We start from the raw sequence: 23,577 nt of genomic DNA on the forward strand, positions 1-23,577 counted from the left end.
TTTCCCCTCAGCGGGCCGGTGGTCCGGGGGCCACGGCCAGCGCCCGGCGGTCGAGCAGACCGTGCGTGGTGCGCGGCAACGTGGCGAGGGGGACGACGGTGTCGGGCACCATGAACGCGGGCAGGACGCCGACGAGGTCGCGGCGCAGCTGTTCGGGGTCGGCGTCGGAGGGGGTGACGTAGGCGACGAGCCGGTCGCCGCGGGTCACCACCACCGCCGCGTCGCCGACCACGCTGTTGCGGCGCAGCGCCGCCTCGACCTCGGCCGGCGCGATCCGGAAGCCGCGCAGGGTGATCCGGTCGTCGGCGTGGCCGAGCAGCTCCAGCGTGCCGTCGCCGAGGCGGCGGACGAGATCGCCGGTGGCGTACCGGCGGCCGCCCGCGAGGAGGTCGTCGCTGAACGGCGACCGCCGCCGTTCCGCCCGCCCGAGGTGGCCCCGAGCCGCGCCGGCACCGCCCACGTGGAGCTCGCCGACCGCGCCCGGCGGGACCGGTTCCCCACCCTCGTCGAGCACGTAGGCCCGGACGTTCGGCAGAGGCGCCCCGATCGGAACGCCCGCCGCACCCGGTGGCAGCTCGCCGCAGGTGGCCAGCAGCCCGGTCTCGGGGGAGCCGTAGCCTTGCCAGACCCGGAACGGAAGCCCGCGGGGAACCGGGGAATCCGCCCGGCCGTGGACGACGGCGAGGCGCATCGCGGTCTCGGCGGGCCAGGTCGCGGGCACCAGCCCGGGCGGGGTGAAGGCGACGGTGGCACCGCTGTGCGCCAGCCACGCCGCGTCGGCACCGCCGGGAGCGATCACGAGGGCCGCGCCGGTGCCGAGCGCCGACCACGTCTCCAGTTCCCACTCGCCGGTGCCGGCCCGGGCCAGCTGCGCGACCCGGTCGCCGGGGCCGAAGCCGAGTGTCGTTCCACACCAGCCGACCACGTTGGCCACCGCCTCGTGCGGGACGAGCACCCCGTCCGCCTTCGCGGAGGACGCTATGCAGCACAGTCCGGGTGCGCCGCGGACGATCCGCCGGGGCACGGCCTCGGGGTCGACCACCTCGACCCGCAGCCCCGGGGTGATCATCACGCCGGCGCCGGCGCGCGCGAGCAACGCCCGGACGCGGCCGGGCGGCTCGGCGGCGTCCAGAGCCACGTGCGCGCCGCCGGCGAGCAGGACCCCGACGGCGGCGACGGCGAGGTCGGCCGAGCGCGGCAGCCACAGCCCGACCGGCACGTCCGGGCCGACTCCGGCGGTGTGCAGCCGGGTGGCCAGCGCGGCGGCCCGGCGGGCCAGCTCCCGGTAGGACAAGGTTTCCCGGTGCGACACCACCGCCTCGGCGTCCGGCGTGGTCCGCGCCCACCGCTGCACCCGCTCGGCGAGCGGCGTGGCGGGTGCGGTCGAGACGGCGCCCGGGAGCAGCCGGGTGCGTTCGTCGCGGCCGAGCACCCGCAGGCGGGCCGGCGTCAGGTGTCGCCGTTCCGCGGCGTCCGTGACGAGCGAAGCCAGGTGCCGGACGAACGTCTCGACCCGCTCGGGATCGGCCGGGCCGGGGTCGAACCAGCAGGTGATGCGGTCGGTGACGGTCAGCCACAAGCCGCAGCCCCCGTCGAGCCGCGGCACCGGCCGCGGGGTGAACGGCCCGAACGCGCGGGGCCGCGGCTCCGGCACGGCCACGGTGAGCGTGGGCACGCCGGAGTCGGGCCGGGCGTGGGCGAAGCGGGCCAGCAGCTCGCTGACCGGCTGGTTGGCCGCCACGGTGAGCCGGATCGCCGCCGGCACCGGCCGGGCGGCGATCCCGCCGAAGCCGGCGCCGCGGGCGACGTCCACGACGACGTCGCGGTGCCGCCCGTGCCGGGCGACCAGCGCCGCCGCCAGTGCCGCGAGGGTCTCCGCGCGGCTGCCGGGAAACCGGTCGAGCAGCTCCGGCTCGACCGGGACGGCTAGTGCCGCCGGGCCCGACGGCGGCAGCGGGTGGTCGCGCTGCCACACCGGCCGCGGTCCCGCCGCGCCGGTGGCGGTCGCGGCCGGGCGCCGGGGCAGGCCGAGCAGCCGCTCGGCCCAGCCGCTCGCCGCCACGTCCGGGCGGTCGGCGGCGAGCAGCGTCCACCGGCCGTCGCCGGGCCCGGCCAGCACGATCCGGACCGGCGCGTCGAGCGGTGAGCGGGCCAGCCGCCACGCCAGCCGGGCAAGCCCGGCCTCGCGCTCGGCCGGCGTGCCGCGCAGGAGCGTCCGCCGCCACGGGACCGGCTCGTGCCGTACCGCCGGGCAGGCCCTGGCCAGTGCCCGCACGACGGCTTCGACCGCGTCCTCGGGGCGACCGGCCAGGTCCCAGCAGACGGGCACGGGCCGGATCGTCGAGGTCACCCGTGCCGCGCCGATTCGTCGATCGCCGCGGCGACGCTGCCCAGGCGGGGGTCGTCGTAGAGCGTGTCCGGCGCCAGCGCCTCCGGACCGAACCGCTTTTCCACGCGCTGCAGCAGCTTGATCGCCGTCAACGAGGTGCCGCCCGCCTCGAAGAAGTCGTCGTCGGGGCCGACGGCGGGCACGCCGAGCAGGTCCCGCCACATCGCCGCGAGTTCGGCTTCGGTGCCGGTCTTGGCTTCCGTCATGAGAACACTCCTGAAGTCGCCGTCGGCGCGAACGCGGCCAGCAGGGCGCGGCCGTCGATCTTGCCGTTCGGGGTGAGGGGGAACGTGTCGCACAGGTGGATCTGCGCCGGAACCATGTAGCGCGGCAGCTTCGCGGCCAGGTGCTCCCGCAACCGCTCGGAACCGGCGCCGGGCGCCGCGGGCACGACGAACGCCACCAGGGCCTTGTCCCCGCGGTTGTCCCGCACGGTCACGTAGCTGCGCTTGACCTGCGGGTGGGTGTTGAGGTGGTGGGTGATCTCGCCGAGTTCGATCCGGAAGCCGTTCACCTTGACCTGGTCGTCCCAGCGGCCTTCGAACACGAGATCACCGTCGGGCCGGAGCCGGCCGCGGTCACCGGACCGGTAGAGCCGTTCGGGCACGCCGTCGATCTCGCGGTGCACGAACGTCTTCGCGGTCAGCTCCGGCATTCCGAGGTACCCGGCCGCGAGCCCGTCGCCGGCCAGGCACAGTTCCCCGGTCTCGCCGGGCGCGCAGAGCCGGTCCGCGTCGCCGGCCAGCACGTAGACCCGGGTGTTCTGGATCGGCTTGCCGATCGGCAGCGGCACGTCGGCCGCCGGTGGCTCGTCCACCGGGAAGGACGTGGCGATGCAGGTGCATTCGGTCGGGCCGTACAGGTTGACCACCCGGCCGGGCCCGTAGGTGCGGACGGCCTTGGCCATGTGCCGGGGCGAGTGCGCCTCGCCGCCGGTGGTGATCGTGGCGACCGTCTCCAGCGCTTCCGGTGCCTCGTCGACGATCGAGTTGAACAGCGCGGTGGTCAGAAGCAGGATGTTCACCCCGCCGCGCTTGATCACTTCGCCGACCTTCGACAGCCGCACGAACTCGGCCGGGTAGAGCACCGACGTCCCGCCGTTGAGCAGCGCACCCCAGATCTCCCAGGTGGCGATGTCGAACGTCACCGGCGTCACCTGCAGTACCCTGCTGCGCTCGTCCAGCGTGCCGTAGCTGGCGGCGTGCACCAGCCGGACGATGCCCCGGTGGCGGATCGGCACCCCCTTGGGGCGGCCGGTGGACCCGGAGGTGAAGTTGATGCAGGCGATGTCCTCCGCCTCCAGCGCGTACCCCGGGCCGGTGTCGTGTCCGGTCGTGGTGTCCGGTCCCAAGGGCAGCACCCGGGTGCCCGGGAACCGGGTCGCCGGCTCCGGGTCACCGGCTCCGAGCACGAGCAGGCACCCGCTGTCGGCGACGACCGTGCGGAGCCGTTCGTCCGGCCAGCCGGGGTCCAGCGGGACGTAGGTTCCCCCCGCCTTGAGGATTCCGAGCAACGCGACGAGCAGCTCCGGCGAGCGCGGGACGCAAACGGCCACGGTCGTGCCCGCCCCGACTCCGGCGTCTCGCAGGCGGTGCGCGAGGCCGTTGGCGAGGCGGTCGAGTTCCCGATAGCCGAGCACCCGGTCGCCCTGGACGATCGCCGGCGCGGCCGGCCGGCGGCGCGCCCAGTATTCGAACCGCTCGGGCACGCTGGCGTCGCGCGGGTACGGACGTGCGGTGTCGTTGATCCGCCGGTGCGCGGCCAGGGCCGCGGCGGAGCAGGTCACGGACCGCGCAGCGGCGTCCGGCACGCTCATCGGACCGGCGCGAACGGCACGCCGTTGACCGTGCGGTCGACGAACCGGTTGTGCCCGAACTCGTCCCGGCCCGACACCAGGACGCAGCCGAACTTCTCCAGGCTCACCTCGACGCCGTACTCGGCGAGCGTGTCCTGGTAGGGGTACACGCGCACGGACGTGGGCACGTAGCGCGCGGTGAAGCCCAGCCGCATCTTGTCGGTCTTGCCTTCGTGCGGGTGCGACGCGTGCATCAAGGTGGACCAGAACATCACGGCCTGGCCCTGCCGCATGACCAGCGACTTCGCCTTCGACTCGTCCGGCGTCCAGTTCGGGTCCTTCTGGAGCTGGCTGTAGTCGTAGCCGTAGAACCCGCGGCGGACGCCGTTCTTGTCCTGCTTGTTGATGATCTCCGAATCGTATTCGATGATTTTGTTCTCGTCGTAGTTCATCGTCTTGTGCGAACCCGGGATGATCTGCAGGCAGCCGTTCTCGACGGTCGCCTCGGTGAAGGCCGTCCACACGGTCAGCGCGCCCCCGAAACCCGCGTCCTCCGGCCAGACGATCTGCGGGTGCTTGCCGACGTTGGCGAAATTGTCGGCCTGGTGCCAGTCGGTGCCTTCGTCCCCGGGGTACTTCGGGAAGAACTCGCTGCGCCAGCACAGGACGTTCTCGCCGAGCACGCTGGTCACGCGGTCGACCAGCTGGGGGCGGACGATGTGCCGGGCGAGGAAGTCCACGTCGAGGTGCCGGTCGTAACTGGCCAGGTTGGTGGTGCCGGACAGGGCCTCGCCCTGGTGGTACACCCCCTGCCGGGCATCGACGAGCTTCGGCCGGATCGCCTGCAGTGACGATTCCATTTCCTCGGGTGCGTACACGTCGAACGGACCGTAGTAACCGTCCCGATTGAATTGCTCGAGTTCGGCCTCGGTCAGGGCGTAACTGGCCACGGTGCTTTCCGTCATGTGCCCGGAACCCTTCCTGCGAATGAATCGGCGACCTGGGGGCTGAGCGATTCCGCGGTGCTCCGGGGTCACCCTAGGAGCGGCCGGCAGGCCGCCGGAAGAGTCGCCGGAACGCTGGAAAGAGCGCGCGGCGGAGGTAGCCGATCGGCTACCTCCGCTCGAAGCCGCGCAGGCCGTCGATGATCAGGTTCAGGCCGAAGGTGAACTCGTCCTCCAGGGGGACCGGCAACGAGTCCGCGACCGCGAGGGTGGCCGGGAAGTCCGCCGGCGACACGTTGTGGAAATGCGCCGACGCGCGCTCGGCGTCGTCCCCGGAACCGGCCAGCTGGATTGCGAAGCCGAGGACGTAGCGCGCGAGGGTCGCGTAGGCGCGCGCCGCCAAGCTCGGCGGAAAGCCGCCTTCCAGCAGGATTGCCAGGCAGCGCTCCCGCAGCAGCATGGCGTTCGGCCCTGTCGGCGTCTGCTCCATCAGCAGGGGCGCGATCTTCCGGTGGCGGCCCAGTGTGTCGAACATCGACTGGGCGACCGTGCGGCAGGCCTCGTCCCACTTCAGCTGGGCCAGTGCCCGGGGGTCGAGTTCGACTTCGCCGAACACGCGGTCGACGACGGCGGTGACCAAGGTCGCCCGGTTGCCGAAGTGGCGGTACAGCGTGGCCGTTCCCGATTCGAGGCGTTGCGCGAGGCTTCGCATCGAGAGCGCTTCGGCGCCTTCGTCGTCCACCAGCTCCAGGGCCGTGGCGAGGATGCGGTCCAGCGGGACGGCAGGACGGCCGCGGGACCGGCCGGTGGACGTGCTCGGCGAGGACGAACTGATCACACCCGTGAGTATGACCGCTGGTTGACACCCCACGCAATAACGGCAACACTGTTGCCATTATGGAGAGCACCCAGTCACTGAAGGTCAACGGCCAGCGAATCCACTACGTCCGCGCAGGTGACGGGCCTGCGGTGGTCCTGCTGCACGGCAGCGGGTCGTCGTTGGAGGGCTTCGGACGGGTGGCGGCGCTGTTGTCGTCGTCCTACGACGTGATCCGCCCCGACCTCCCGGGCTTCGGGCGGACCGGCCCGCGGCCCGACCGCGACTACCGCGTCCGGACCTACGCGGGCACGATCGCCCGCTTCCTGACCGCGCTGCAGGTGCCGCACTTCGCGCTGGCCGGGAATTCGCTGGGCGGCAACATCGCGTGGAACCTGGCCCTGGACGCCCCGGACCGGGTGGACGCGCTGGTCCTGGTCAACGCCACCGGCTACCCGGGCAAGACACTGCCCGCCGGGCTGCGGCTGGCCCGCAACCCCCTGCTGCGCCCGCTGCTGCGGCGGTGGCTGCCGCGCGGCGCGACCGAACGCGGGCTGCGGGAAGCCGTCGGCGCGCGCTCCGGGATCGTCGATGCCGCCCTGGTCGACCGGGTGCACGCGCTGACCAGCCGTCCGGGGAACCGGTCGGCGTTCGTCGACTTCGCCAACACCGACCAACCGGACCGCAGCGGCGAACTCCCGAAGCTCGCCGTCCCGACGCTGGTCCTGCGCAGCGCCGGCGTCGACGGACAGCACTTCGCCCGCGACATCCCCGGCGCTCTGGAGCGTGTGCACGCCGACGGCGGGCACCTGCTGCCGGAAGAGGACCCGGACTGGGTGGCCACGGCGATCAGGGAGTTCCTGCGATGAAGTACTTCGTTGCCACCGAGGAGGATCGCCGGCTCGACGCGGCCACGCGCCGGACCCTGCGCGGTGACTTCGTCACCCTGTCCGACGGGGTGACCCACTACGAGCTGACCGGCCCCGAGGGCGGGGAGCTCGCCGTGCTGGTCGGCGGGATCACCATCCCCTTGTCCTATTGGGACGGACTCGCCGCGCGGCTGCACGCCCGCGGCCTGCGCACCCTGGCCTGTAGCGCCTACGGCCGCGGCTATTCCGACCGGGTCCGGGGCCGCTACGACGAAGCGTTGTTCGTCCGGCAGCTGGCCGAGCTCACCGCCGCGCTGGGCCTCCCCGGACCGCACCACGTGGTCGGTACGTCGATGGGCGCCCTGGTCGCGATGGCCTACGCGAACCGGGACCCGGCGACCGTGGCCACGCTCACGATCGTGGGCCCGGCCGGGCTGGGTTCGCGGCCGCTGCCGCAGCGGTTGCTGCGCAACGATTTCCTCGCCGGATTCGTCGCCCGGCGCTTCGGCCGCAAGCTCCTGGAAGAGCATCTCGGGCACAACGTCCGCGACCCCGCCCTCTCCGCCCAGCTGGTCGCGATGGTGCGGGACGCCTACCGCTACGAAGGTTCCCTCTACGCGTTCTTCCAGACCCTGCAGGACTTCCCGCTGTACGAGCGGCAGGAGCTCTTCCGGTCGACCGGTGCCCTGGGTCTCCCGGTCCTGGTGGTGTGGGGCGACGACGACCAGGTCACCCCGATCACCCACCTCGGCACCGTGCACGACCTGCTGCGCCCGCGGCACACCCACGTGATCACCGAATGCGGTCACATGGCCCCCTTCGAACGGCCGGACGACGTCGGCGACCTGCTCGCGTCGTTCGCCGTTCCCCACCCCGATCGGCTCGAACCATGACCGAACCCCTCGACGTCCTGATCGCCGGCGCCGGCCCGGCCGGCACCACGCTGGCCATCGACCTGGCCCGCCGCGGTCTCGGCGTCCGGATCATCGACAAGGCCCCGCACTCCTTCGACGGCTCCCGCGCCAAAGGCCTCCAGCCGCGCACCCTCGAGGTCTTCGACGACCTCGGCGTGCTCGACGACGTCCTCGCCGGCAGCAGCGACTACCCCCGCCTCGGCCTTCACCTGGGCCCGGTCACCGTCCCGTGGCGGATGTTCCGCAACCGCGGGCGCACCGCCGACGTCCCTTACCCGAACACGCGGCTGATGCCCCAGTACCGCACCGACGCCGCGCTGCACGACCGACTCGAGCAGCTGGGCGGCAAGGTCGAGTACGGCCGCGAACTCACCGGGTTCGAGCAGGACGGCACGTCGGTCACCGCCACCGTGCTCGGCGACGACGGCTCCGAACGGATCACCGCCCGCTACCTCGTCGGCGCCGACGGCGGATCGAGCGCCGTCCGCAAGCACCTCGGGCTGGGATTCCTGGGCGAGACCCGCGAGGCAGATCGGATGCTGATCGTCGACGCCGTCACCACCGGCCTGTCCCGCGATCGCTGGCACGTCTGGCCGGGAGTGAAGGGCCGGTTCGCCGGCGCGTGCCCGCTGCCGCACAGCGACCTGTTCCAATGGATGATCCGCCTCGCCCCGGACGAAGAACCGCCCGACGGCGAGGACGCGATCACCCGGCGGATCCGGGCCCACACCCGCAACCGGGCCATCGCCGTGCACGACATCCGGTGGCGGTCGGTCTTCCGGCCGAACATCCGCCTCGCCGAGGCCTACCGCCGCGGGCGCGTCTTTCTGGCCGGCGACGCCGCGCACGTGCACACCCCGGCCGGCGCCCAGGGCCTCAACACCGGCATCCAGGACGCCTACAACCTCGGCTGGAAACTCGGCCAGGTCCTCGCCGGAGCCGACCCGGAACTGCTGGACAGCTACGAAGCCGAGCGCCTGCCGATCGCCGCGGGCGTGCTCGGCCTGTCCACGAAGAAGTACGAAGGCCTCGCCAAACTCGACCCCTCCAGCCTGCGCCGCGGCAACGACGAGCAGCAGCTGTCGCTGACCTACCGCGGCGGCCCCCTCGCCCCGGCCGGCCGCGACCGCACCAGGACGTTGCAGGCGGGCGACCGCGCGCCGGACGCCGACCTGCCCGGCGCGCGGCTGTTCGACACCTACCGGGGACCGCACTTCACCCTCGTCGCGTTCGGCCCGGAGGCCGCCGCGGCGAGCGGCGAACTCGGCTGGCCGGCCGCCGGCGTCCCGGTGCGGCGGATCACCGTCGACGAGCCGGACGTCCGCCGCAGCCACGGCATCGAGGGCGACGCGCTGCTGCTCGTGCGACCCGACGGCTACCTCGGGCACATCGCGACCCGCGACTTCCTCGCCTCGACCCGCGCCGCGGTGCGCACCATGACGCCGGAGGTCGCCGGATGAACCGCGTCCTGTTGCGCGGTGCGCAGGTCATCACCATGGCCCCGAACCGGCCGGACAGCGAACGCGCCGACGTCCTGATCGAAGACGACACCATCGCCGCCGTCGGCAGCGGCCTCGACGCCGCCGGCGCGGAGGTCGTCGACGTCACCGGCCGGATCATCCTGCCCGGCCTGGTGAACGCCCACCTGCACACGTGGCAGACCGCGCTGCGCGGTGTCGGCGCCGACTGGACGCTGGCGGACTACCTCGGCCGCCTGCACGGCGCCGTGGCCCGCCACTACCGCCCCGAAGACCTGCGGATCGGCAGCCTCGCCGGCGCGCTGGGCCAGCTGGACCGCGGCACCACGACCGTGGGCGACTGGTGCCACAACACGCCGACGCCGGACCACACCGACGCCGCGCTCGACGGGCTCCGGGCGTCCGGCGTCCGCGGGGTGTTCCTGCACGGCACCCCGTACTCCGCGGCCGATGCGCCCCACCCGGTCACCGAGGTCGACCGGCTGACCGGCGGACCGCTGCTCACCATCGGCATGGCCGTCCGCGGCCCTCAACTGTCCACTCCGGACGCCGCGGTCGCCGACTTCCGCGCCGCCGCCGAACGCGGGCTCGTCGTGTCGATGCACCAGAGCGGCGGAGCGCCCGGCCCGGCGTGGGCGGCCGTGCGGGCCGCCGGGCTGCTGGGCCCGAGGACGAACGTCGTGCACGGCGCCGGGCTCACCGAGGAGTGGCTCGAAATCCTGGTCGACGCGGGCGCGAGCATCACCTGCACGCCCGAGAACGAACTCGGCCAGGGCCACGGCTCCCCGGTGACGGGGCACCTGCTCCGGCTGGGCGCCGCGCCGTCGCTGGGCACGGACACCGACGCCGTCACGCCCACCGACGTGCTCTCCGCCGCCCGGATCGCCCTGGCCGCCCAGCGTGGTCACGACCACGAGCGGCACCGGCAGGACACCGGCTCGTTCGCCCTCACCGCGACGATCACCGCCAAGCAGGCGCTGGCCTGGGCGACGGTCGAAGGGGCGCGCGCACTCGGCCTCGCCGACCGCGTCGGCCGGCTCGACGCGGGCCTGCAGGCCGACCTCGTCGTCCTCGACGGTGCCGGCCCGAACCCGATCGCGACCGCGCTGTACGCGACCGCCGCGGACATCGAAGCGGTCATGGTCGCCGGACGCTGGCGCAAACGCGGTCACACCCTGCTGGACGTGGACCTCGGCACGGTCCGGGACGGCCTGCGGGCGTCGGCCGATCGCCTCCTCCCCCACCTCGCCGGCTGATGGGCACGCGAGCCGACCTCGCCGCCCGGACCCGGACGGACCTCCTGGCCGCGGCCAAGCGGCTGTTCACCGAACGCGGCTACCTCGACACGCGGGTCACCGACATCGCCGCCGCGGCCGGGCGCGCGGCCGGGTCGTTCTACACGCACTTCAGCGACAAGGAAGAGCTCCTGGAGACGCTGCGCGCCGAGCTCGGCTCGGTGCCGGCCGGCGACCCCGCCGGCACCGAGCCGCTCCGCGAGTACGTGGCGGCCTGCTGGAAAGCGCTGCGCACCCACCGCCCGACGGCGATCGCCCTGCTGCAGTCGGCGATCGCGGCGGCCCCGGCGTCCGGGCGCTTCCGGGAGGAGCTGACCACCTGGACGGCGCCGCTGCGAAGGCACCTGGAGACCCGACGTGACTTACCCGGCGACCCCGAGCTCCTGGCGGCCGCGGTGGGTGTGTTGCTGGCCGGGCTCAACCACGCCCTGCCCGCGGGCGGGGAGCCGGAGGGTGTCGCCGACGTCGTCTCGGATCTCGTGCTGCACGGATTGGCCGGTCCGCGGGATGCGCCGTCCGAGCCGTGAGCAGGACCGGCCTCACCGTCGGGCGTCACTCGGCTTCCACAGCTCGGTGGGCCGCGCTCGCGAGTGCCGGCGACCTCAGCCGTACGGGAGGGCGAAAGCAGTGACAGCACCCGGCTCGGCACAACGTCAAGAAAGCGGGCTTGTTTTCACGGCGTATCCGGCACTTCTGAAAGTTTCACCGGTGCTCCTCGGCCCACGGCAACAGCTTCCGCTCGAGGAATGCCAGCCCGTGGAACAACGCGATGCTCATGATCGCCAGCAGGGTCATCGCGGCGAAGGCCAGCGACGTGTCGGCACTGGCGCCGGACTGCACGATGACGAACCCGAGGCCGGCGTCGGCGCCGACGAACTCCGCGATCACCGCGCCGATGACCGCGAGGGAGATGGCCACCTTGAGGCCGACGAAGATCTGCGGCAGCGCGTGGAGGAACCGCAGCTTGAAGAACTCCTGACGCCGGGAGGCGTCCCACGAGCGCAGCAGCTCGACGAGCTCGTGCGGTGTGGACTTCATCCCGGACGCGGTCGAGATGACCACCGGGAACACGCACACCAGCACGACCAGGACGACCTTCGGGCCCTGGCCGAAGCCGAACCACACCACCAGGATCGGCGCGATCGCGATCTTGGGCACCGCGTTCAGCGCGAGCAGGATCGGGTAGAAGGTCCGTTCCAGGAACGGCGAACGGACGATCAGCATCGCGAGCGGCACACCGACCACTATGGACAGTGTGAAACCCTCGACGGTCTCGGCCAGGGTGACCAGGCTCTGGCCGAGCAGGTAACCCGGCAGCTCGAGGAACGACGCGACCACGTCGGCCGGGCTGGGGACGAGGAACCGCTCGATGGAGAAGACGATCGTGGCCAGCCACCAGAGGCCGATGAGCACCAGCAATCCCACCACGGGCAGTACGCGGCCCTTCACGCCGCTCCCCCGTCGACCGGCGCGGTGAGCAGGTCGCGCAGCTCGCGGCCCGCCTGATCGACGTCAGGACGCCCGGGCACGCGCGGCCGGTCGACGGCGAGGTCGACGAGCTTGCGCAGCCGGCCGGGCCGCGGGGTGAGCACCGTCACCCGGTCGGCGAGCACGACCGCCTCCTCGATGGAGTGCGTCACGAACACGACCGTCCTCGGTTGCTCCAGCTGGATGCGTTGCAGTTCCCCGGAAAGCTCGGTCCGGGTCAAGGCGTCCAGTGCGGAGAACGGCTCGTCCATGAGCATGACCGCCGGCGCGTGGATCAGCGACCGGCACAGCGAAACCCGTTGCTGCATCCCCCCGGACAGCTCGTGGGGCAGCCGCTTCTCGAAGCCGTGCAGGCCGACCAGCTCCAGCAGCTCGTGCGCCCGGTCGCGGTAGGACTTCCGCTCCAGGCCGAAGATCTCGATCGGCAGCATGACGTTCGACAGCACCGACCGCCACGGCAGCAGCGCCGGGCGCTGGAACATGACCGAGACGTCGCGACGCGGCCCCGTCACCGGCTCGCCGCCGACGGAGATCCGGCCCCGGGTCGGGGGCACCAGCCCGGCGATCAGCCGCAGCAACGTCGATTTGCCGCAGCCGGACCGCCCGATGACCGCGACGAACTCGTTCTCGCCGACCTCGAAGTCGATGCCGGCGAGCGCCTGGACGGGCCCGGCCCGGCCGTCGAAGACCTGCGTCACGCCGTCCAGCACGATCACGGCCGGGGCACCAGCCCGAAGGAGACGACGTCGCCGGGGGCGAGCGCGCCGGCCGGGACCGCACCGGCGTCGGTGAGGGTGCCGATGATCTTCCCCACCCGCGGTTCGTCGACCTGGCCGAGCGGGCCGGTGAACCCGGCCGGCCGGACGTAGGCCGCCATCGCCCTCATCTCGGCGCCCGCGACGCCCGCGTCCTGGGCCGGCTGGTACTTCCTGAGGATCGCGCCGAGCTCGTCGGGGTGCTCGATCGCGTAGCCGAGCCCTTTGAGCAGCGCCGCGGTGAACCGCTGCACCTGCGCGGGATTCCGGGTGGCGAGCTGCTTCGACGTGACGACCACGTTGCCGTACAGGTCGGGCACCAGGTCACCGTAGGGCAGGACGACCGCCTTCTTGCCGCGCGCCGCGGCTTCGATGAGCGGCCGGCCGACGACGAACTGCCCGATCCCGTCCACCTGCCCGGACGCCAGCAGCTGCGGCAGCGCGGGCGGAGCGGCCGGCACGAACCGCACCGAGGCCGGGTCGAGGCCGGCGGCCTTGGCGTAGACGGGAAACATCACCTGGTTCGTCGAGCCGGCTTGATCGGCGATTTTCTTCCCGGCCAGGTCCGCCGGCCGGGTGATGCCGCGGCAGTCCAGGGAGATGATCGCGGCGAGGGACCGCTGGTGCACCGCCGCGACGGCGGTCACCGGCAGCTTCTCCTTCGCCACGGTGATCGCGGTGGCGGTGAAGTCCGCCGTCCCGAAGTCGGCCCGGCCCCCGGCGACCAGCTTGAGCACGTCCACCGTGCCGCTGCCCGGCGTGATCGTGACGTCGAGCCCGGCTTCGGCGAAGAAGCCCTTCTCCTGGGCCACGTAGGCGTAGGCGTCCCGGCCGAAGGTGCCGAACGAGGTCAGATAGGCGACTTTCTCCCGGCCGGCGGCGGGCGGGTCGCCGGACCCGCCGCACGCCGTGACGATCAGCGCGACCGCGAGCAGAACCACCGGACCAGGCCTCATGACGCCCTCCCCGTCGAAGGTGATGGTCTCGTCCCGGTAGCTTCGACCTTCCGGGCGACGCCGGACAACCGCTGGTCGCATGAACAGGCCGGCGGCCCCGCTCAGCGCGGGGCCAGCTCGGCGATCTCCGGCGCGGACCAGCGCTCGCCCACCCCCGGCCGCCCGGCCAGGTACTCGGCGACCTCCGGAAGGGACCAGCCGTGGGCTTCCCGCAGCCCGCCCACGATCATGGCGAGGTAGGCGGCCGACGGCGGGTTCTTCTCGATCTCCGCCGCCGACCAGGGGGCCGTGAACGTCAGGACGGGACAGCCGTCGAGGTCACCGAGGTGCAGCAGGGTCTCGTAGCGCCCCGGCCCGAGCTGGTCGCGGCCGGTGGCGAGCACGGTGGCCAGGTCCAGGTCGGTGCCGGGCTCGCGGTACATCTCCTGCGCCGCGATGTCGGAGAACTGCCCGGCGGTCACCAGGTACGACCGCATCGCCGCCCGGCCCGGCAGCTGCGGGTCGAAGAACGCCCGGCCGCCGTGCCAGACCGCCGACTCGGTGGCGAAGTAGACACCGCCGGGGAACTCGCTCGCCACGACCCGGCGCGCCGGACCACGGTCGCGGCACCCGGCGTAGTGCCGCTGGGCACCCAGCGGCGTCCCGCCCTCGAGGTAGCACCGCAACCGCGCGGAGTACATGTTCGACCCGTAGCTGGCGTACCAGACGAGCGGCGGTGACCCCATGGCACCACGGTAACGGGCCGGCCCGGCTACGCGCCGGAGTGACCCAGCCGGGCCGCGGCCGGCCTGCTCCGGGAGATGCTGATCAGCCCGCCGGTGACCACCGCGAGCTCGGCCAGCACGACCGCCGCGAAGGGGTACGCCGCGGCCGGGCCCGCGGCGAAGTCGCCGCGCCGGACCAGGATCGCGATCGCGATCAGGCTGAGCATGACCGTCTGCACCTCGAGCTGGAGACGCACCCGCGGCGCCCGGCCGTCCGCCGCGACGAGCACGTTGGCCAGGCCGAGGGCGTACACGGCGGCCAGGGTGCGCGCGGTCAGCGGGGTGACCGCCCACGGCCACAGGCCGCCCACCAGGCCCGGCGACCCGAACAGCCCGGCCGCCACCACCAGCTCGGCCAGGCCGGTCCCGCCGAGCACGATCCGGACGGCCGCCGGCAGCCGGGGCCCCGGGCCGAGCACCGCGCCCCGGGCGGCCCGCGAGTTCCGCACGGCGACCGCGACCACGAAGACGGGGGCAGCGAAGTACAGCGCGGCCCAGGCGGCGAACGAGACGTGGCCGTGGGTGAACCGGTCCCAGTGCAGCACCGTCGTGACGCCGAGCAGGGACGCGAACAGCGCCACCGGCGGGAACCCGAGCGCGACCTCCGACCACCGCCTCGCCACGGCCACGCGCACGAAGAAGAACGCGCCTCCGAGGTAGACGGCGGCCAGCACCATCGCCGTGAGCGGCGGCTTGATCCCCCAGGCGAACAGTTCGAGCGTCCGGGCCGGCATCAGGTAGCAGATGACGAAGGCCGCCAGCAGGAACGGCACGATCACCAGAGCGAGCACCCGGGTCGCGGGCCGGACGCGGTCATCGGCGGCGTCCATTGAGGAGGGTCGAGGTGTGCTCATCGGCGTGCCCATCGTGGTCGGGAGTGAGCGGCCTCACCGATCGAATATAGGGTCCGGAACGGGCGGCAAAGGTGACGGTCGTCTTACGGGCGGCGGGTGCGCACCCCGGCGAGCAGCGTGCCCTCGACCGGGGTCAGCCCTTGAGGCGGGGGAACAGGTTCTCGCCGTTGCCGCGGTCGATTTGGAACTGGCGGAGCACGGCCAGCTGCTTGGGCACCTGGTGCTGCTGGTCGAGCAGCGCCCACGCCCGCTGCGCCTTGTTCTTGGTGTTCAGCATCGTCAGCAGGATGCGGTGAGGCTGATCGCCGTGCGGGGTGTCGATGCGGTGGGCGCGGCTCATGCGAAATCTTCCTTTCCGGTGAACGGGGTCAGGGGGAGGCGGACGTTCCTGGCGGACAGGTAGCGGCGGCGGTCGGTGACCACGATGGACACGAGGGTGCCGACGAGGAGCCAGGCGCCGAGCTGGGCGACGCCGGTGGTGAGGCCCGTGCCGTCGGTGGCGGTGGCGCGCAACGCCAGCACCGCGCCGTGGGTGGGCAGGTAGCCGGCGATGGCGTAGAGCGGCCCGGGCAGGGTGGAGACGATGCCGGTCGCTCCGGCCAGGACGAGGACGGCCAGGGACGCGAGCCGTCCGGCCCGGCCGAAGATCGCCGTGGCGGCCTGGTTGAGGGCGACGAACGCCGACGCGGCCAGCAGCGCGATCAGCAGGAACCCGATGCTGCCCGCGACCCCGAGCTTCAGCACGGGGACGGCGATGGCGGTGATGGCGACCGCCGCGAGCGCGGCCGCGGTCGCCCCGGGAAGGGCGGCGCGCAGGATGATGCGCCAGGTGGGTTCCCGGGCGGTGAGCACGGCGTCCGGCACGGCCCGGGTGACGAGGTAGGTGGCCAGCGCCAGCGCCCATAGGGCCAGCGCCGCGAACAACGTCAGCGCCAGGGTGCCGACCGGGGTGCCGTCGGTCGTCGCGGTGCTCGGGTCGGCGGCGACGGTCTTCAGGTGCGCGCGTTCGGCGTCGGTGTACGACGGCACCTGGTCACGGCCCTGGTCGAGCTGACCCGCGAGCTCGTGTGCGCCGGAGTCGACCTCGGTGACGCCGTCCTTCAGCTGCCCGGCGCCCGAAGCGAGCTTCTGCGCACCCGAGCTCGCTTGCCGGACGCCGCTGTCGAGCTGCCTCGCGCCACCGGCGGCGGACGCGATCCCGGCGGCCAGCTCCCGGGACTTCCCGGCCAGCCGGGCGTTGCCGTCGGCGACCTTGCGGGCGCCGGTTGCGAGAGCCTGCACGGAATCGCGCGTCTTGACAGCGTTGGCGCGGATGGCGGCCTTGACCCCGTCGATCTTCCCGGCGTCGGTGGTGAACCGGTCCGCGGCCTGCCGGAGCTCGCCGCAGAAGGCCGCGGTGCCGGTGCACTCGCCGGCCAGCCGGCGGAACTGCTGCGCGGCGCTGCCGGCCGAGGGGACGGCATCGATCGCGGCGATGATCCGGTTCGCCAGCGGCACGACGACGCCGGCGAGCTGCTCGTTGCCGTCGGCGACCTGGTCGGCGCCGTCGGCCAGCTGCCGGGTCAGCGCGGGCAGCTGCCCGGTGTCCCGCTCGGCCTGGGTGAGCCCGGAGGCCAGCTTTCCGGAGCCGGTGGCGAGCTGCGCGGTCCCGTCCGCGAGCTGGTCGGCGCCGGCGGCCAGCTGCGCCGCGGCATCGGACAGCTGCCGGGTCCCGTCGGCGAGCTGTCCCGCACCGTCCGCGGCCTTGCCGACCTGTTGGTGGAGGGTAGTGAAGCCGAGGTAGACATTGTCCAAATAGGTCTGGACGATCTGCTGGTTCAACGTCCGTTGCGTGGCTTGGGCGATGTGGTCGGCCAGGCCGGGATCGGTGACGCCGGCGGCGTCGGACGTCCGCACCTGCAGCTGGGCCTGCCGGGCGTCCAGGGGTTTGCCGGTGGCGGCCGAGGTGGCGCGCGCGGAGAAGTCCCGCGGGATGGTCACCGTGGCGGCGTAGCTGCCGTCGGCCAGGCCGTCGGCAGCGTCGGCGGCGTCGGTGAGCACCCAGGTGTAGGCCGAGTCGCCGCTGTGGGTGAGGTCGCCGGCGAGCTGGCGGCCGAGCGGGATGGTCTGCCCGTTGACCTGCACCGGCTCGTCGTTGTTGACCACGGCGGCCTTCGCACTGCCGTGATTGGTGCCGGGCGTCCAGAACGCCCAGGTCAGCAGGCCCATGACGAGGATCGGGACGGCGATCAGGCCGGCCCACGTCCGCCAGGTCAGCGGTCCGGAGGCGAGGGCGCGGGCGGAATCGGCGAACGGCTTGAGCATCAGGAGACCTCGGCGGGCTGGGCGGCGGTGAGGGCGTGCAGCCGGGTGTGCCGCCAGGGCAGCAGGTCCCGGATGCGCTCGGGGTCCTGGCAGGTCAGCACGAAGGTGGTGCTCCCCGGCTGGGCGAGCAGGGCGCGGACCCGGTCGCGGACGTCGGTGCGCAGCACGAGGTCGACGTCGTCGACGACCACGAGCCCGGCGTCGCGGGCGGCGGCGATCTCCCGGGCCGGGTCCTTGGTGTCGCGGCAGGACACGACGGCGACGTCCCGGCGCAGGGCGTGGGTGTGCTGGGGCAGCACCCGGCCGAGCACCTTGAGGTCGCCGGTGAACTTCGTGACGCGCCCGGCGAGCGTGTACAGCAAGGCGGTCTTGCCGCACGCGCCCGCGCCGTGCAGCACGAGGAGTTCCCCGGGCCGCAAGTGGAGGTCGACGCCGTCGTAGACCGGACGGCCGCGGTCGTCCTCCAGCCGCAACGCGCGGGCGCTGATCGGCTCGGTGCTGCCGGGAGCGGGCCAGTCGGCGAGCCGCAGTTCGTGCACCAGCGCGTCCCCTTCGGCGTCGAAGACCGGCAGGACGCGGTCGAGCTTCGGCGGCAGTCCCCAGGCGCGGCGGCCCAGCAGCGCCAGCACCGCGGGCACCAGCGTCATCCGCACGATGAAGGCGTCGACGAAGACGCCGACGGCGAGGCTGAACGCGATGGGTTTGATGGTGGCGCTGCCTTCGGGCACGAACGCGGCGAACACCGCGAACATGATCACCGCCGCCGCGACCACCACGCGCGAGGCGGACACGAACCCGGACTCGATCGCGTGGTGCGGGTCGCCCGAGTGGACGTAGTCCTCGCGGATCCGCGAGACGAGGAACACCTCGTAGTCCATCGCGAGTCCGAAGAGGACACCCATCAGGATGATCGGCAGGAAGCTGATCACGCTGCCGGTGTGGGTCACGCCGAGGGCGTCCGCGAAGTGGCCTTCCACGAAGACGAACGACGTCGCCCCGAAGGCCGCGGCGACCGAAAGCAGGTAGCCGGCGGTGGCCTTGATCGGCACCCAGATCGAGCGGAACACCATGGCCAGCAGGATCAATGAGAGCCCGACCACCAGGATCCCGAACGGCACCAGGGCGCTGCCGAGCTGGGCGGAGACGTCGATGCCGACCGCGGTGATGCCGGTGACCGCGGTCTGCGTGCCGTAGGCGTCGCGGAAGTGCTGCTCCTGCCCCCGCAGCCGGGACACCAGGTCGTCCGTCTGCACGGAGTCCGGCGCGGTCGCCGGGACGACCTGGATGATGCCGGTGTCGCCCTTGGGGTTCGGGGTGGCCAGCGGGACCGAGGCCACGCCGGGCAGCCGCCGGATCTCGTCGGCGATCCGGTTCACCAGGCCGACCGGGTCGGTGCTGGTGATGATGTCCGCGGTGACGATCAGCGGGCCGTTGTAACCGGGGCCGAAGTGTTCGCTGACGACCTCGTAGGTGTCACGCGCGGGACTGCCGTGCTCTTCGGTGCCGTTGTCCGGCAACGCCAGCCGCAGCGACGCCGCGGGGAGCGCGCAGATCGCCAGCCCGGCGACGACGACCAGCACGGTGACCAGGGGCGCCTTCGTCGCGGTGCGCACCCACCAGCGGGCGACCTGCGGCTTCCGGCGGCGCCGCTTCGGTTTCGGGACGCGCGGCCGCAACCGCTTGCCCGCGAAGGACATCAGCGCGGGAACCAGGGTGACGGCGATGCCGACGGCGAGGGCGACCGCGACCGCGGCGGCGATGCCCATGGTGGTCAGGAACGGGATCCCGGCCACGGCCAGGCCGAGCAGGGCGATGACGACGGTGAGGCCGGCGAAGATGACCGCCGAGCCCGCGGTGGCGGTGGCGCGGGCGATCGACTCCTCGACGTCGAGCCCTTCGCCGAGCTGGTCGCGATGACGGGACAGCAGGAACAGGGCGTAGTCGATGCCGACCGCGAGGCCGATCATCACCGCCAGCATCGGCGCGGTCGACGAGATCGGCGTGACCAGGGTGGCCAGGTAGATCAGCCCCGCGGCGAAGCCGACCCCGAGGACGGCGGTCACCAGCGGCATCACCGCGGCGATCAGGGACCGGAACATCAGCACCAGCACGAGCAGCGCGATGACCAGGCCGATGCCCTCGGTGGGACTGAGCTTCGGCACCCGGTCGGAGAAGGCGTCACCGCCGGTGTGCACCTGCGTGCCGGTCTGCTTCGCGAGGTCGGCGGCGATCGCGGCGAGCTGTGTCCGGGTGGCCGGCTCGACGGCGGTGAGCTGCACCTTCAGCGGCACGGCGATGAGCGCGGCCCGGCCGTCCCCCGACACCGCGCCGTGCACGCTCGCGTCGAACGGGTTCACGACCGTGGCGACCTGGCCGACCCTCCCGATCCGGGCGACGGCTTCGGCCACCGCGGCCCGGATCGGCGGGGTGTCGGCCTTCGCCCCGTCCCCGGCGACGAGCACCAGCTGCGCGGACGTACCGCTGACCTCGGGGAAGACCCGGCCGAGGTGGTCGAGCGCGTCCTGCGACTCCGAACCGGGGATGGCGAACGTGTCGTCGGTGCCGTGGTTGAACGCCAGCGCGGCGCCGCCGGCCGCGGCCAGCACCACGACCCACAACGCGAGGACGAGCACGCGCGCCCGGGCGGCGGCCCGGCCGAGCCGGTAGAGGAACGACGACACGAGGACTCCTGACCACGGTGGATACGTCGTGTATCGTAATGCACGATGTATCCGATGCGCAGTGCATCGCGTCACTCCTCCGAGTGCACCGGGGAAAGTAAGGTGACCGCATGACGACCAGCGGGACGAGCCTCGGGAGCCCCAAGGGCATGACGCGCCGGCGCGCGGAGACCCGGCGGCGGGTCATCGAGGCGGCCTACGACGTCTTCACCGAACTGGGGATCCGGGACGCTCCGGTCGAGCTGATCTGCGACCGCGCGGGCTTCACCCGCGGTGCCTTCTACTCCAACTTCGCCAGCAAGGAGGAGCTGTTCCTGGCGGTCTACGAGGTGCAGATGCAGGAGCGCACCGAGCGGCTGCGCGCCGCGGTCGCCGAGGCCGCCGCGACCGCCGATCCGGCGGCGCCCGACGTGGTCACGCGCGTGCTGCAGGACGCGAGCGTGCTGTTCACGGAGTCGCTGACCGCGGACGAGACGTGGTACCTGCTCAACGTCGAATTCCGCGCCCAGGCCCTGCGCCGGCCCGACCTGCGGGCTCCGACCGCGGCCGCCGAGCGCCGGTTCCACGACGCGCTCGCCGAGATCCTGCTCGACCTGCTCGGCCGGCTGGGCCTGCGGCTGACCGTCGAGCCCCACAACGCCGTCGTCACCATGGTCCGGCTGTACGAGACGATGCTCGAACGGGCCATCCTCGACGAGCTGCCGAGCACGGCCGACAACCGGTACCTCACCGAGGTGCTGCCGCGCTTGCTGACCGCGTTGGTCACCCAGGCCGGCGATTCGACCTTTTCGAGTCCTGACAACGGGAATGACCACCGATCGTCGCATTGACGACGGCGGCGCGGCCGGTACCGTATGGGAGCGCTCCCACACCCGGCGGCAGGAGTTTCCCCATGGGCGTTCGACGACGACGTCACCTCGGGCCCGGAAGGGCGAGCGGCGGTGTCCTGGCCGCTTTGCTGGCCGTACCGGCCATCGCCGCACCACCGGCCTCCGCCGCCGAGCCCGGCCTGTCGGTCGACGTGTCCGCCGCCCGGCATCCGATCAGCCCCGACATCTACGGCCTCAACGGCGGCGATCCGGCGTTCAACGCCGAGATCGGCCAGACGGTCGCGCGCTGGGGCGGCAACGCCACCACCCGCTACAACTTCAAGAACCGCACCTACAACACCGGCAGCGACTGGTACTTCGAGAACATCGTCGCCGACCAGGAGCACTCCGTCGAGGGCATGGTCGGCGCCAATCTCGGCCGCGGCATCAAGCCGGTCGTCGCCGTGCCCCTGAGCGGCTGGGTGGCCAAGGACTCGCCGTCGGCCCACCCGTTCGCCTGCGGTTTCCCGGCTACCCGGTTCCCGCAGCAGGACAGCTTCGACCAGTGGGACCCCAACTGCGGCAACGGAAAGCTCGACCAGCAGAACCTGACCGGCGTGCCTGCCGACACCTCGATCCCCGTGGACGCGGCCTTCGACGGCGAAATGGTGTCGCACCTGGTGTCGCAGTTCGGCACGGCGGCCCAGGGTGGCGTCCCGATCTACGAACTCGACAACGAACCCGTGCTCTGGTCCAGCACGCACCGCGACGTGCACCCCGAGCCGGTGTCGAACGACGAGCTCGGCGGCAAGGGCACCGCGGCCGCCGCGGCGATCAAGGCCGCCGATCCGAGCGCGGCCGTCCTCGGCCCGTCCGGCTGGGGCTACTGCGAATGGGTCGCGTCCGGAGTGGACGGTTGCGGACCGGGCGCCGATTCGGCCGCGCACGGCGGGCTCAACCTGTCCCAGTGGTACCTGAAGAACATGAAGGACTACAGCGACGCCCACGGCGGCAAGCGTTATCTCGACTACTTCGACCAGCACTTCTACCCGCAGATCAGCGGCGACAAGACGCCCGAGGCCAACGCGCTGCGGCTGCGGTCCATCCGGTCGCTGTGGGACCCGACCTACGTCGAGGAGTCCTGGATCGGCCCGAGCGGCGTCAACGCTCCCCCGCTGCAGTTCATCCGCACGATGAAACAGTGGATCGCGCAGTACAACCCCGGCACCAAGACCGCCATCACCGAGTACAACTGGGGCGCGCTGGACGACATCAACGGCGCCCTGGCCGAGGCCGACATCCTCGGCGTCTTCGGCCGGGAGGGCCTCGACCTCGCCACGATGTGGGGCGAACCCAAGCCGACCGACCCGGGCGCGTACGCGTTCCGCATGTACCGCAACTACGACGGCGCGGGCAGCCGGTTCGGCGACGTCAGCGTCTCGGCGACCGCCGCCGATCAGGGTCAGCTGGCGGTGTACGCGGCACAGCGGTCCTCCGACCAGGCGCTGACCGTCATGGTCGTCAACAAGACCGGTGGCGACCTGACTTCGCCGCTGTCGGTGGCCGGATTCGACAACGCCGGTGCGGCACAACGGTTCACCTACAGCCCGGCGAACCTCAACGCCATAGTGCGCGGCGGCGACCTCCCGGTGAGCGACGGCCACGTCGACGCGACCTACCCGGCGAACTCCATCACGCTGCTGGTCCTGCCGGCGGCCGGGTGCTCGGCGAGCCTGCAGGTCAACGGCGGCTGGAGCACCGGACACGTCGCGACGGTGACGGTCACCAACCACCGCCGCACGCCGATCACCGGCTGGCGGGTCGGCTGGACCTGGTCGGGCGACCAGCAGGTCACCAACTCGTGGAACACCACCCTGAGGCAGACCGCCGCGAAGGTGGTCGCCGCCGACGCGGGCTGGAACGGCCGGATCGGGGTGGGCGGCAGCACCACCTTCGGGTTCCAGGCGACCGGTGCGGCACCCCCGCCGGCGTTGACCTGCGCACCGGCCTGAGGCAAACCGCTCCCGCGCGGGTGCCGGGCCTGGCACGATTACCGGTATGCCCGACGACACCGAACTGAGGTTGCGCATCACCGGCGAGGACTCCGAGACGCGGCTGCGCGCCCTGCACCGCTGGCTGGGCCGCGAGGACGACCTGCGCGGCCGGGTGGCGCTGCGGAACCGGCCGGTCGCGCCCGGGGAGATGGGCGGGGTGGCGGACGTGCTCACCGTGGCGCTGGGGTCCGGCGGGGCCGCGGCGGTGCTGGTCCACGCGATCTCCCGGTCGGTGAGCACGTGGCTGACCCAGTCGCGCTCCGACGTGACGGTCACCATGACCACCACCACCGGCACCGAGACCCGGGAGATCACGGTGGACGCCCGCCGGGCCCGTGACCCCGAGGCCGTCATCCGCGAAGCCAAGGAAGCCTTCTCCGCGGACCGGACCGATCTTCGCTGAGGGACGGC

General features: G+C 72.8%; 21 protein-coding genes. 8 read left to right on the top strand and 13 right to left on the bottom strand.

Translation table 11 applies throughout. The features are described 5' to 3' along the window. Positions 1-7: 7 nt before the first annotated feature. The 5 genes from H5965_RS42040 to H5965_RS42060 all read right to left on the bottom strand — a co-directional run bounded on the left by H5965_RS42040 (position 8) and on the right by H5965_RS42060 (position 5,966). The gene (locus H5965_RS42040; RefSeq protein WP_310976781.1) at positions 8-2,329 is read right to left on the bottom strand and encodes an AMP-binding protein; all 2,322 of its coding nucleotides are present in this window, start codon (positions 2,327-2,329) and stop codon (positions 8-10) included. A 17-nt stretch (positions 2,330-2,346) separates the two neighbouring features. Beyond that, a complete protein-coding gene (locus H5965_RS42045; protein ID WP_310976782.1) occupies positions 2,347-2,595 on the bottom strand; it encodes a phosphopantetheine-binding protein in 249 nt (82 codons plus the stop codon). Then, positions 2,592-4,205, bottom strand: a complete 1,614-nt coding sequence (locus H5965_RS42050) for an amino acid adenylation domain-containing protein (protein ID WP_310976783.1) — start codon at positions 4,203-4,205, stop codon at positions 2,592-2,594. The genes H5965_RS42045 and H5965_RS42050 overlap by 4 nt, the downstream gene beginning before the upstream one ends. Continuing rightward, positions 4,202-5,149 (bottom strand): chlorinating enzyme, encoded by a 948-nt coding sequence (locus tag H5965_RS42055; protein WP_310976785.1) that lies wholly within the window; start codon positions 5,147-5,149, stop codon positions 4,202-4,204. Before H5965_RS42055 ends, H5965_RS42050 begins: the two co-directional genes overlap by 4 nt. A gap of 148 nt (positions 5,150-5,297) precedes the next feature. Next, positions 5,298-5,966 (bottom strand): TetR/AcrR family transcriptional regulator, encoded by a 669-nt coding sequence (locus H5965_RS42060; protein ID WP_310976787.1) that lies wholly within the window; start codon positions 5,964-5,966, stop codon positions 5,298-5,300. 59 nt (positions 5,967-6,025) lie between these two features. Here H5965_RS42060 and H5965_RS42065 point away from each other — a divergent pair, with 59 nt between their 5' ends. Genes H5965_RS42065 through H5965_RS42085 form a run of 5 tightly spaced genes read left to right on the top strand, consistent with a single transcriptional unit; the run spans position 6,026 to position 11,028 of the window. After that, positions 6,026-6,814, top strand: coding sequence for an alpha/beta hydrolase (locus H5965_RS42065; protein WP_310976788.1), 789 nt, complete (start codon positions 6,026-6,028; stop codon positions 6,812-6,814). Next, entirely contained in the window at positions 6,811-7,707 is an 897-nt protein-coding gene (locus tag H5965_RS42070; protein ID WP_310976789.1) for an alpha/beta fold hydrolase, read from the top strand. Before H5965_RS42065 ends, H5965_RS42070 begins: the two co-directional genes overlap by 4 nt. Beyond that, positions 7,704-9,188 (top strand): FAD-dependent oxidoreductase, encoded by a 1,485-nt coding sequence (locus tag H5965_RS42075; protein WP_310976790.1) that lies wholly within the window; start codon positions 7,704-7,706, stop codon positions 9,186-9,188. Before H5965_RS42070 ends, H5965_RS42075 begins: the two co-directional genes overlap by 4 nt. Further along, on the top strand, positions 9,185-10,462 hold the full coding sequence (locus H5965_RS42080; RefSeq protein ID WP_310976792.1) for an amidohydrolase family protein: 1,278 nt from the start codon (positions 9,185-9,187) through the stop codon (positions 10,460-10,462). Before H5965_RS42075 ends, H5965_RS42080 begins: the two co-directional genes overlap by 4 nt. Beyond that, positions 10,462-11,028 carry a TetR/AcrR family transcriptional regulator gene (locus H5965_RS42085; protein WP_310976794.1) on the top strand — a complete coding sequence of 189 codons (567 nt, stop codon included), beginning with the start codon at positions 10,462-10,464 and terminating at the stop codon, positions 11,026-11,028. The genes H5965_RS42080 and H5965_RS42085 overlap by 1 nt, the downstream gene beginning before the upstream one ends. A gap of 175 nt (positions 11,029-11,203) precedes the next feature. Here H5965_RS42085 and H5965_RS42090 read toward each other — a convergent pair whose 3' ends face one another. The 8 genes from H5965_RS42090 to H5965_RS42125 all read right to left on the bottom strand — a co-directional run bounded on the left by H5965_RS42090 (position 11,204) and on the right by H5965_RS42125 (position 20,303). Further along, positions 11,204-11,950: an ABC transporter permease gene (locus H5965_RS42090; protein WP_310976796.1), complete on the bottom strand. Its 747-nt coding sequence runs from the start codon at positions 11,948-11,950 to the stop codon at positions 11,204-11,206. Next, positions 11,947-12,705: an ABC transporter ATP-binding protein gene (locus H5965_RS42095; RefSeq protein ID WP_310976798.1), complete on the bottom strand. Its 759-nt coding sequence runs from the start codon at positions 12,703-12,705 to the stop codon at positions 11,947-11,949. Before H5965_RS42095 ends, H5965_RS42090 begins: the two co-directional genes overlap by 4 nt. Next, positions 12,702-13,700 carry an ABC transporter substrate-binding protein gene (locus tag H5965_RS42100; protein WP_310976800.1) on the bottom strand — a complete coding sequence of 333 codons (999 nt, stop codon included), beginning with the start codon at positions 13,698-13,700 and terminating at the stop codon, positions 12,702-12,704. The genes H5965_RS42095 and H5965_RS42100 overlap by 4 nt, the downstream gene beginning before the upstream one ends. A 101-nt stretch (positions 13,701-13,801) precedes the next feature. After that, positions 13,802-14,425, bottom strand: a complete 624-nt coding sequence (locus H5965_RS42105) for a histone deacetylase (protein WP_310976801.1) — start codon at positions 14,423-14,425, stop codon at positions 13,802-13,804. Positions 14,426-14,451: 26 nt separating this feature from the next. Beyond that, complete coding sequence (locus H5965_RS42110) at positions 14,452-15,294, bottom strand: hypothetical protein (protein WP_310976802.1); 843 nt, start codon at positions 15,292-15,294, stop codon at positions 14,452-14,454. 157 nt (positions 15,295-15,451) lie between these two features. Continuing rightward, on the bottom strand, positions 15,452-15,658 hold the full coding sequence (locus tag H5965_RS42115; RefSeq protein ID WP_310976803.1) for a hypothetical protein: 207 nt from the start codon (positions 15,656-15,658) through the stop codon (positions 15,452-15,454). Continuing rightward, complete coding sequence (locus H5965_RS42120; protein WP_310976804.1) at positions 15,655-17,622, bottom strand: YhgE/Pip family protein; 1,968 nt, start codon at positions 17,620-17,622, stop codon at positions 15,655-15,657. The genes H5965_RS42115 and H5965_RS42120 overlap by 4 nt, the downstream gene beginning before the upstream one ends. Beyond that, entirely contained in the window at positions 17,622-20,303 is a 2,682-nt protein-coding gene (locus H5965_RS42125) for an MMPL family transporter (RefSeq protein ID WP_310976805.1), read from the bottom strand. The genes H5965_RS42120 and H5965_RS42125 overlap by 1 nt, the downstream gene beginning before the upstream one ends. A 110-nt stretch (positions 20,304-20,413) precedes the next feature. On the opposite strand from H5965_RS42125, the gene H5965_RS42130 reads away from it, so the two are divergent. The 3 genes from H5965_RS42130 to H5965_RS42140 all read left to right on the top strand — a co-directional run bounded on the left by H5965_RS42130 (position 20,414) and on the right by H5965_RS42140 (position 23,569). Beyond that, positions 20,414-21,133 carry a TetR/AcrR family transcriptional regulator gene (locus H5965_RS42130; RefSeq protein WP_310976806.1) on the top strand — a complete coding sequence of 240 codons (720 nt, stop codon included), beginning with the start codon at positions 20,414-20,416 and terminating at the stop codon, positions 21,131-21,133. 62 nt (positions 21,134-21,195) lie between these two features. Continuing rightward, entirely contained in the window at positions 21,196-23,124 is a 1,929-nt protein-coding gene (locus H5965_RS42135) for a glycoside hydrolase family 44 protein (RefSeq protein WP_310976807.1), read from the top strand. 46 nt (positions 23,125-23,170) lie between these two features. Further along, positions 23,171-23,569, top strand: a complete 399-nt coding sequence (locus H5965_RS42140) for an effector-associated constant component EACC1 (protein WP_310976808.1) — start codon at positions 23,171-23,173, stop codon at positions 23,567-23,569. Positions 23,570-23,577: the final 8 nt, after the last annotated feature.

The sequence above is a fragment of the Amycolatopsis sp. 505 genome, from assembly GCF_031625235.1.
In the GTDB taxonomy this organism is placed as follows: Bacteria; Actinomycetota; Actinomycetes; order Mycobacteriales; family Pseudonocardiaceae; genus Amycolatopsis.

Excerpts from the sequence above, each read along its gene's own strand:
- H5965_RS42045 (WP_310976782.1), bottom strand. The coding sequence starts at position 2,595 with ATGACGGAAGCCAAGACCGGCACCGAAGCCGAACTCGCGGCGATGTGG.
- H5965_RS42050 (WP_310976783.1), bottom strand. The coding sequence starts at position 4,205 with ATGAGCGTGCCGGACGCCGCTGCGCGGTCCGTGACCTGCTCCGCCGCG.
- H5965_RS42055 (WP_310976785.1), bottom strand. The coding sequence starts at position 5,149 with ATGACGGAAAGCACCGTGGCCAGTTACGCCCTGACCGAGGCCGAACTC.
- H5965_RS42065 (WP_310976788.1), top strand. The coding sequence starts at position 6,026 with ATGGAGAGCACCCAGTCACTGAAGGTCAACGGCCAGCGAATCCACTAC.
- H5965_RS42070 (WP_310976789.1), top strand. The coding sequence starts at position 6,811 with ATGAAGTACTTCGTTGCCACCGAGGAGGATCGCCGGCTCGACGCGGCC.
- H5965_RS42075 (WP_310976790.1), top strand. The coding sequence starts at position 7,704 with ATGACCGAACCCCTCGACGTCCTGATCGCCGGCGCCGGCCCGGCCGGC.
- H5965_RS42080 (WP_310976792.1), top strand. The coding sequence starts at position 9,185 with ATGAACCGCGTCCTGTTGCGCGGTGCGCAGGTCATCACCATGGCCCCG.
- H5965_RS42085 (WP_310976794.1), top strand. The coding sequence starts at position 10,462 with ATGGGCACGCGAGCCGACCTCGCCGCCCGGACCCGGACGGACCTCCTG.
- H5965_RS42100 (WP_310976800.1), bottom strand. The coding sequence starts at position 13,700 with ATGAGGCCTGGTCCGGTGGTTCTGCTCGCGGTCGCGCTGATCGTCACG.
- H5965_RS42105 (WP_310976801.1), bottom strand. The coding sequence starts at position 14,425 with ATGGGGTCACCGCCGCTCGTCTGGTACGCCAGCTACGGGTCGAACATG.
- H5965_RS42110 (WP_310976802.1), bottom strand. The coding sequence starts at position 15,294 with ATGGACGCCGCCGATGACCGCGTCCGGCCCGCGACCCGGGTGCTCGCT.
- H5965_RS42115 (WP_310976803.1), bottom strand. The coding sequence starts at position 15,658 with ATGAGCCGCGCCCACCGCATCGACACCCCGCACGGCGATCAGCCTCAC.
- H5965_RS42120 (WP_310976804.1), bottom strand. The coding sequence starts at position 17,622 with ATGCTCAAGCCGTTCGCCGATTCCGCCCGCGCCCTCGCCTCCGGACCG.
- H5965_RS42130 (WP_310976806.1), top strand. The coding sequence starts at position 20,414 with ATGACGACCAGCGGGACGAGCCTCGGGAGCCCCAAGGGCATGACGCGC.
- H5965_RS42135 (WP_310976807.1), top strand. The coding sequence starts at position 21,196 with ATGGGCGTTCGACGACGACGTCACCTCGGGCCCGGAAGGGCGAGCGGC.
- H5965_RS42140 (WP_310976808.1), top strand. The coding sequence starts at position 23,171 with ATGCCCGACGACACCGAACTGAGGTTGCGCATCACCGGCGAGGACTCC.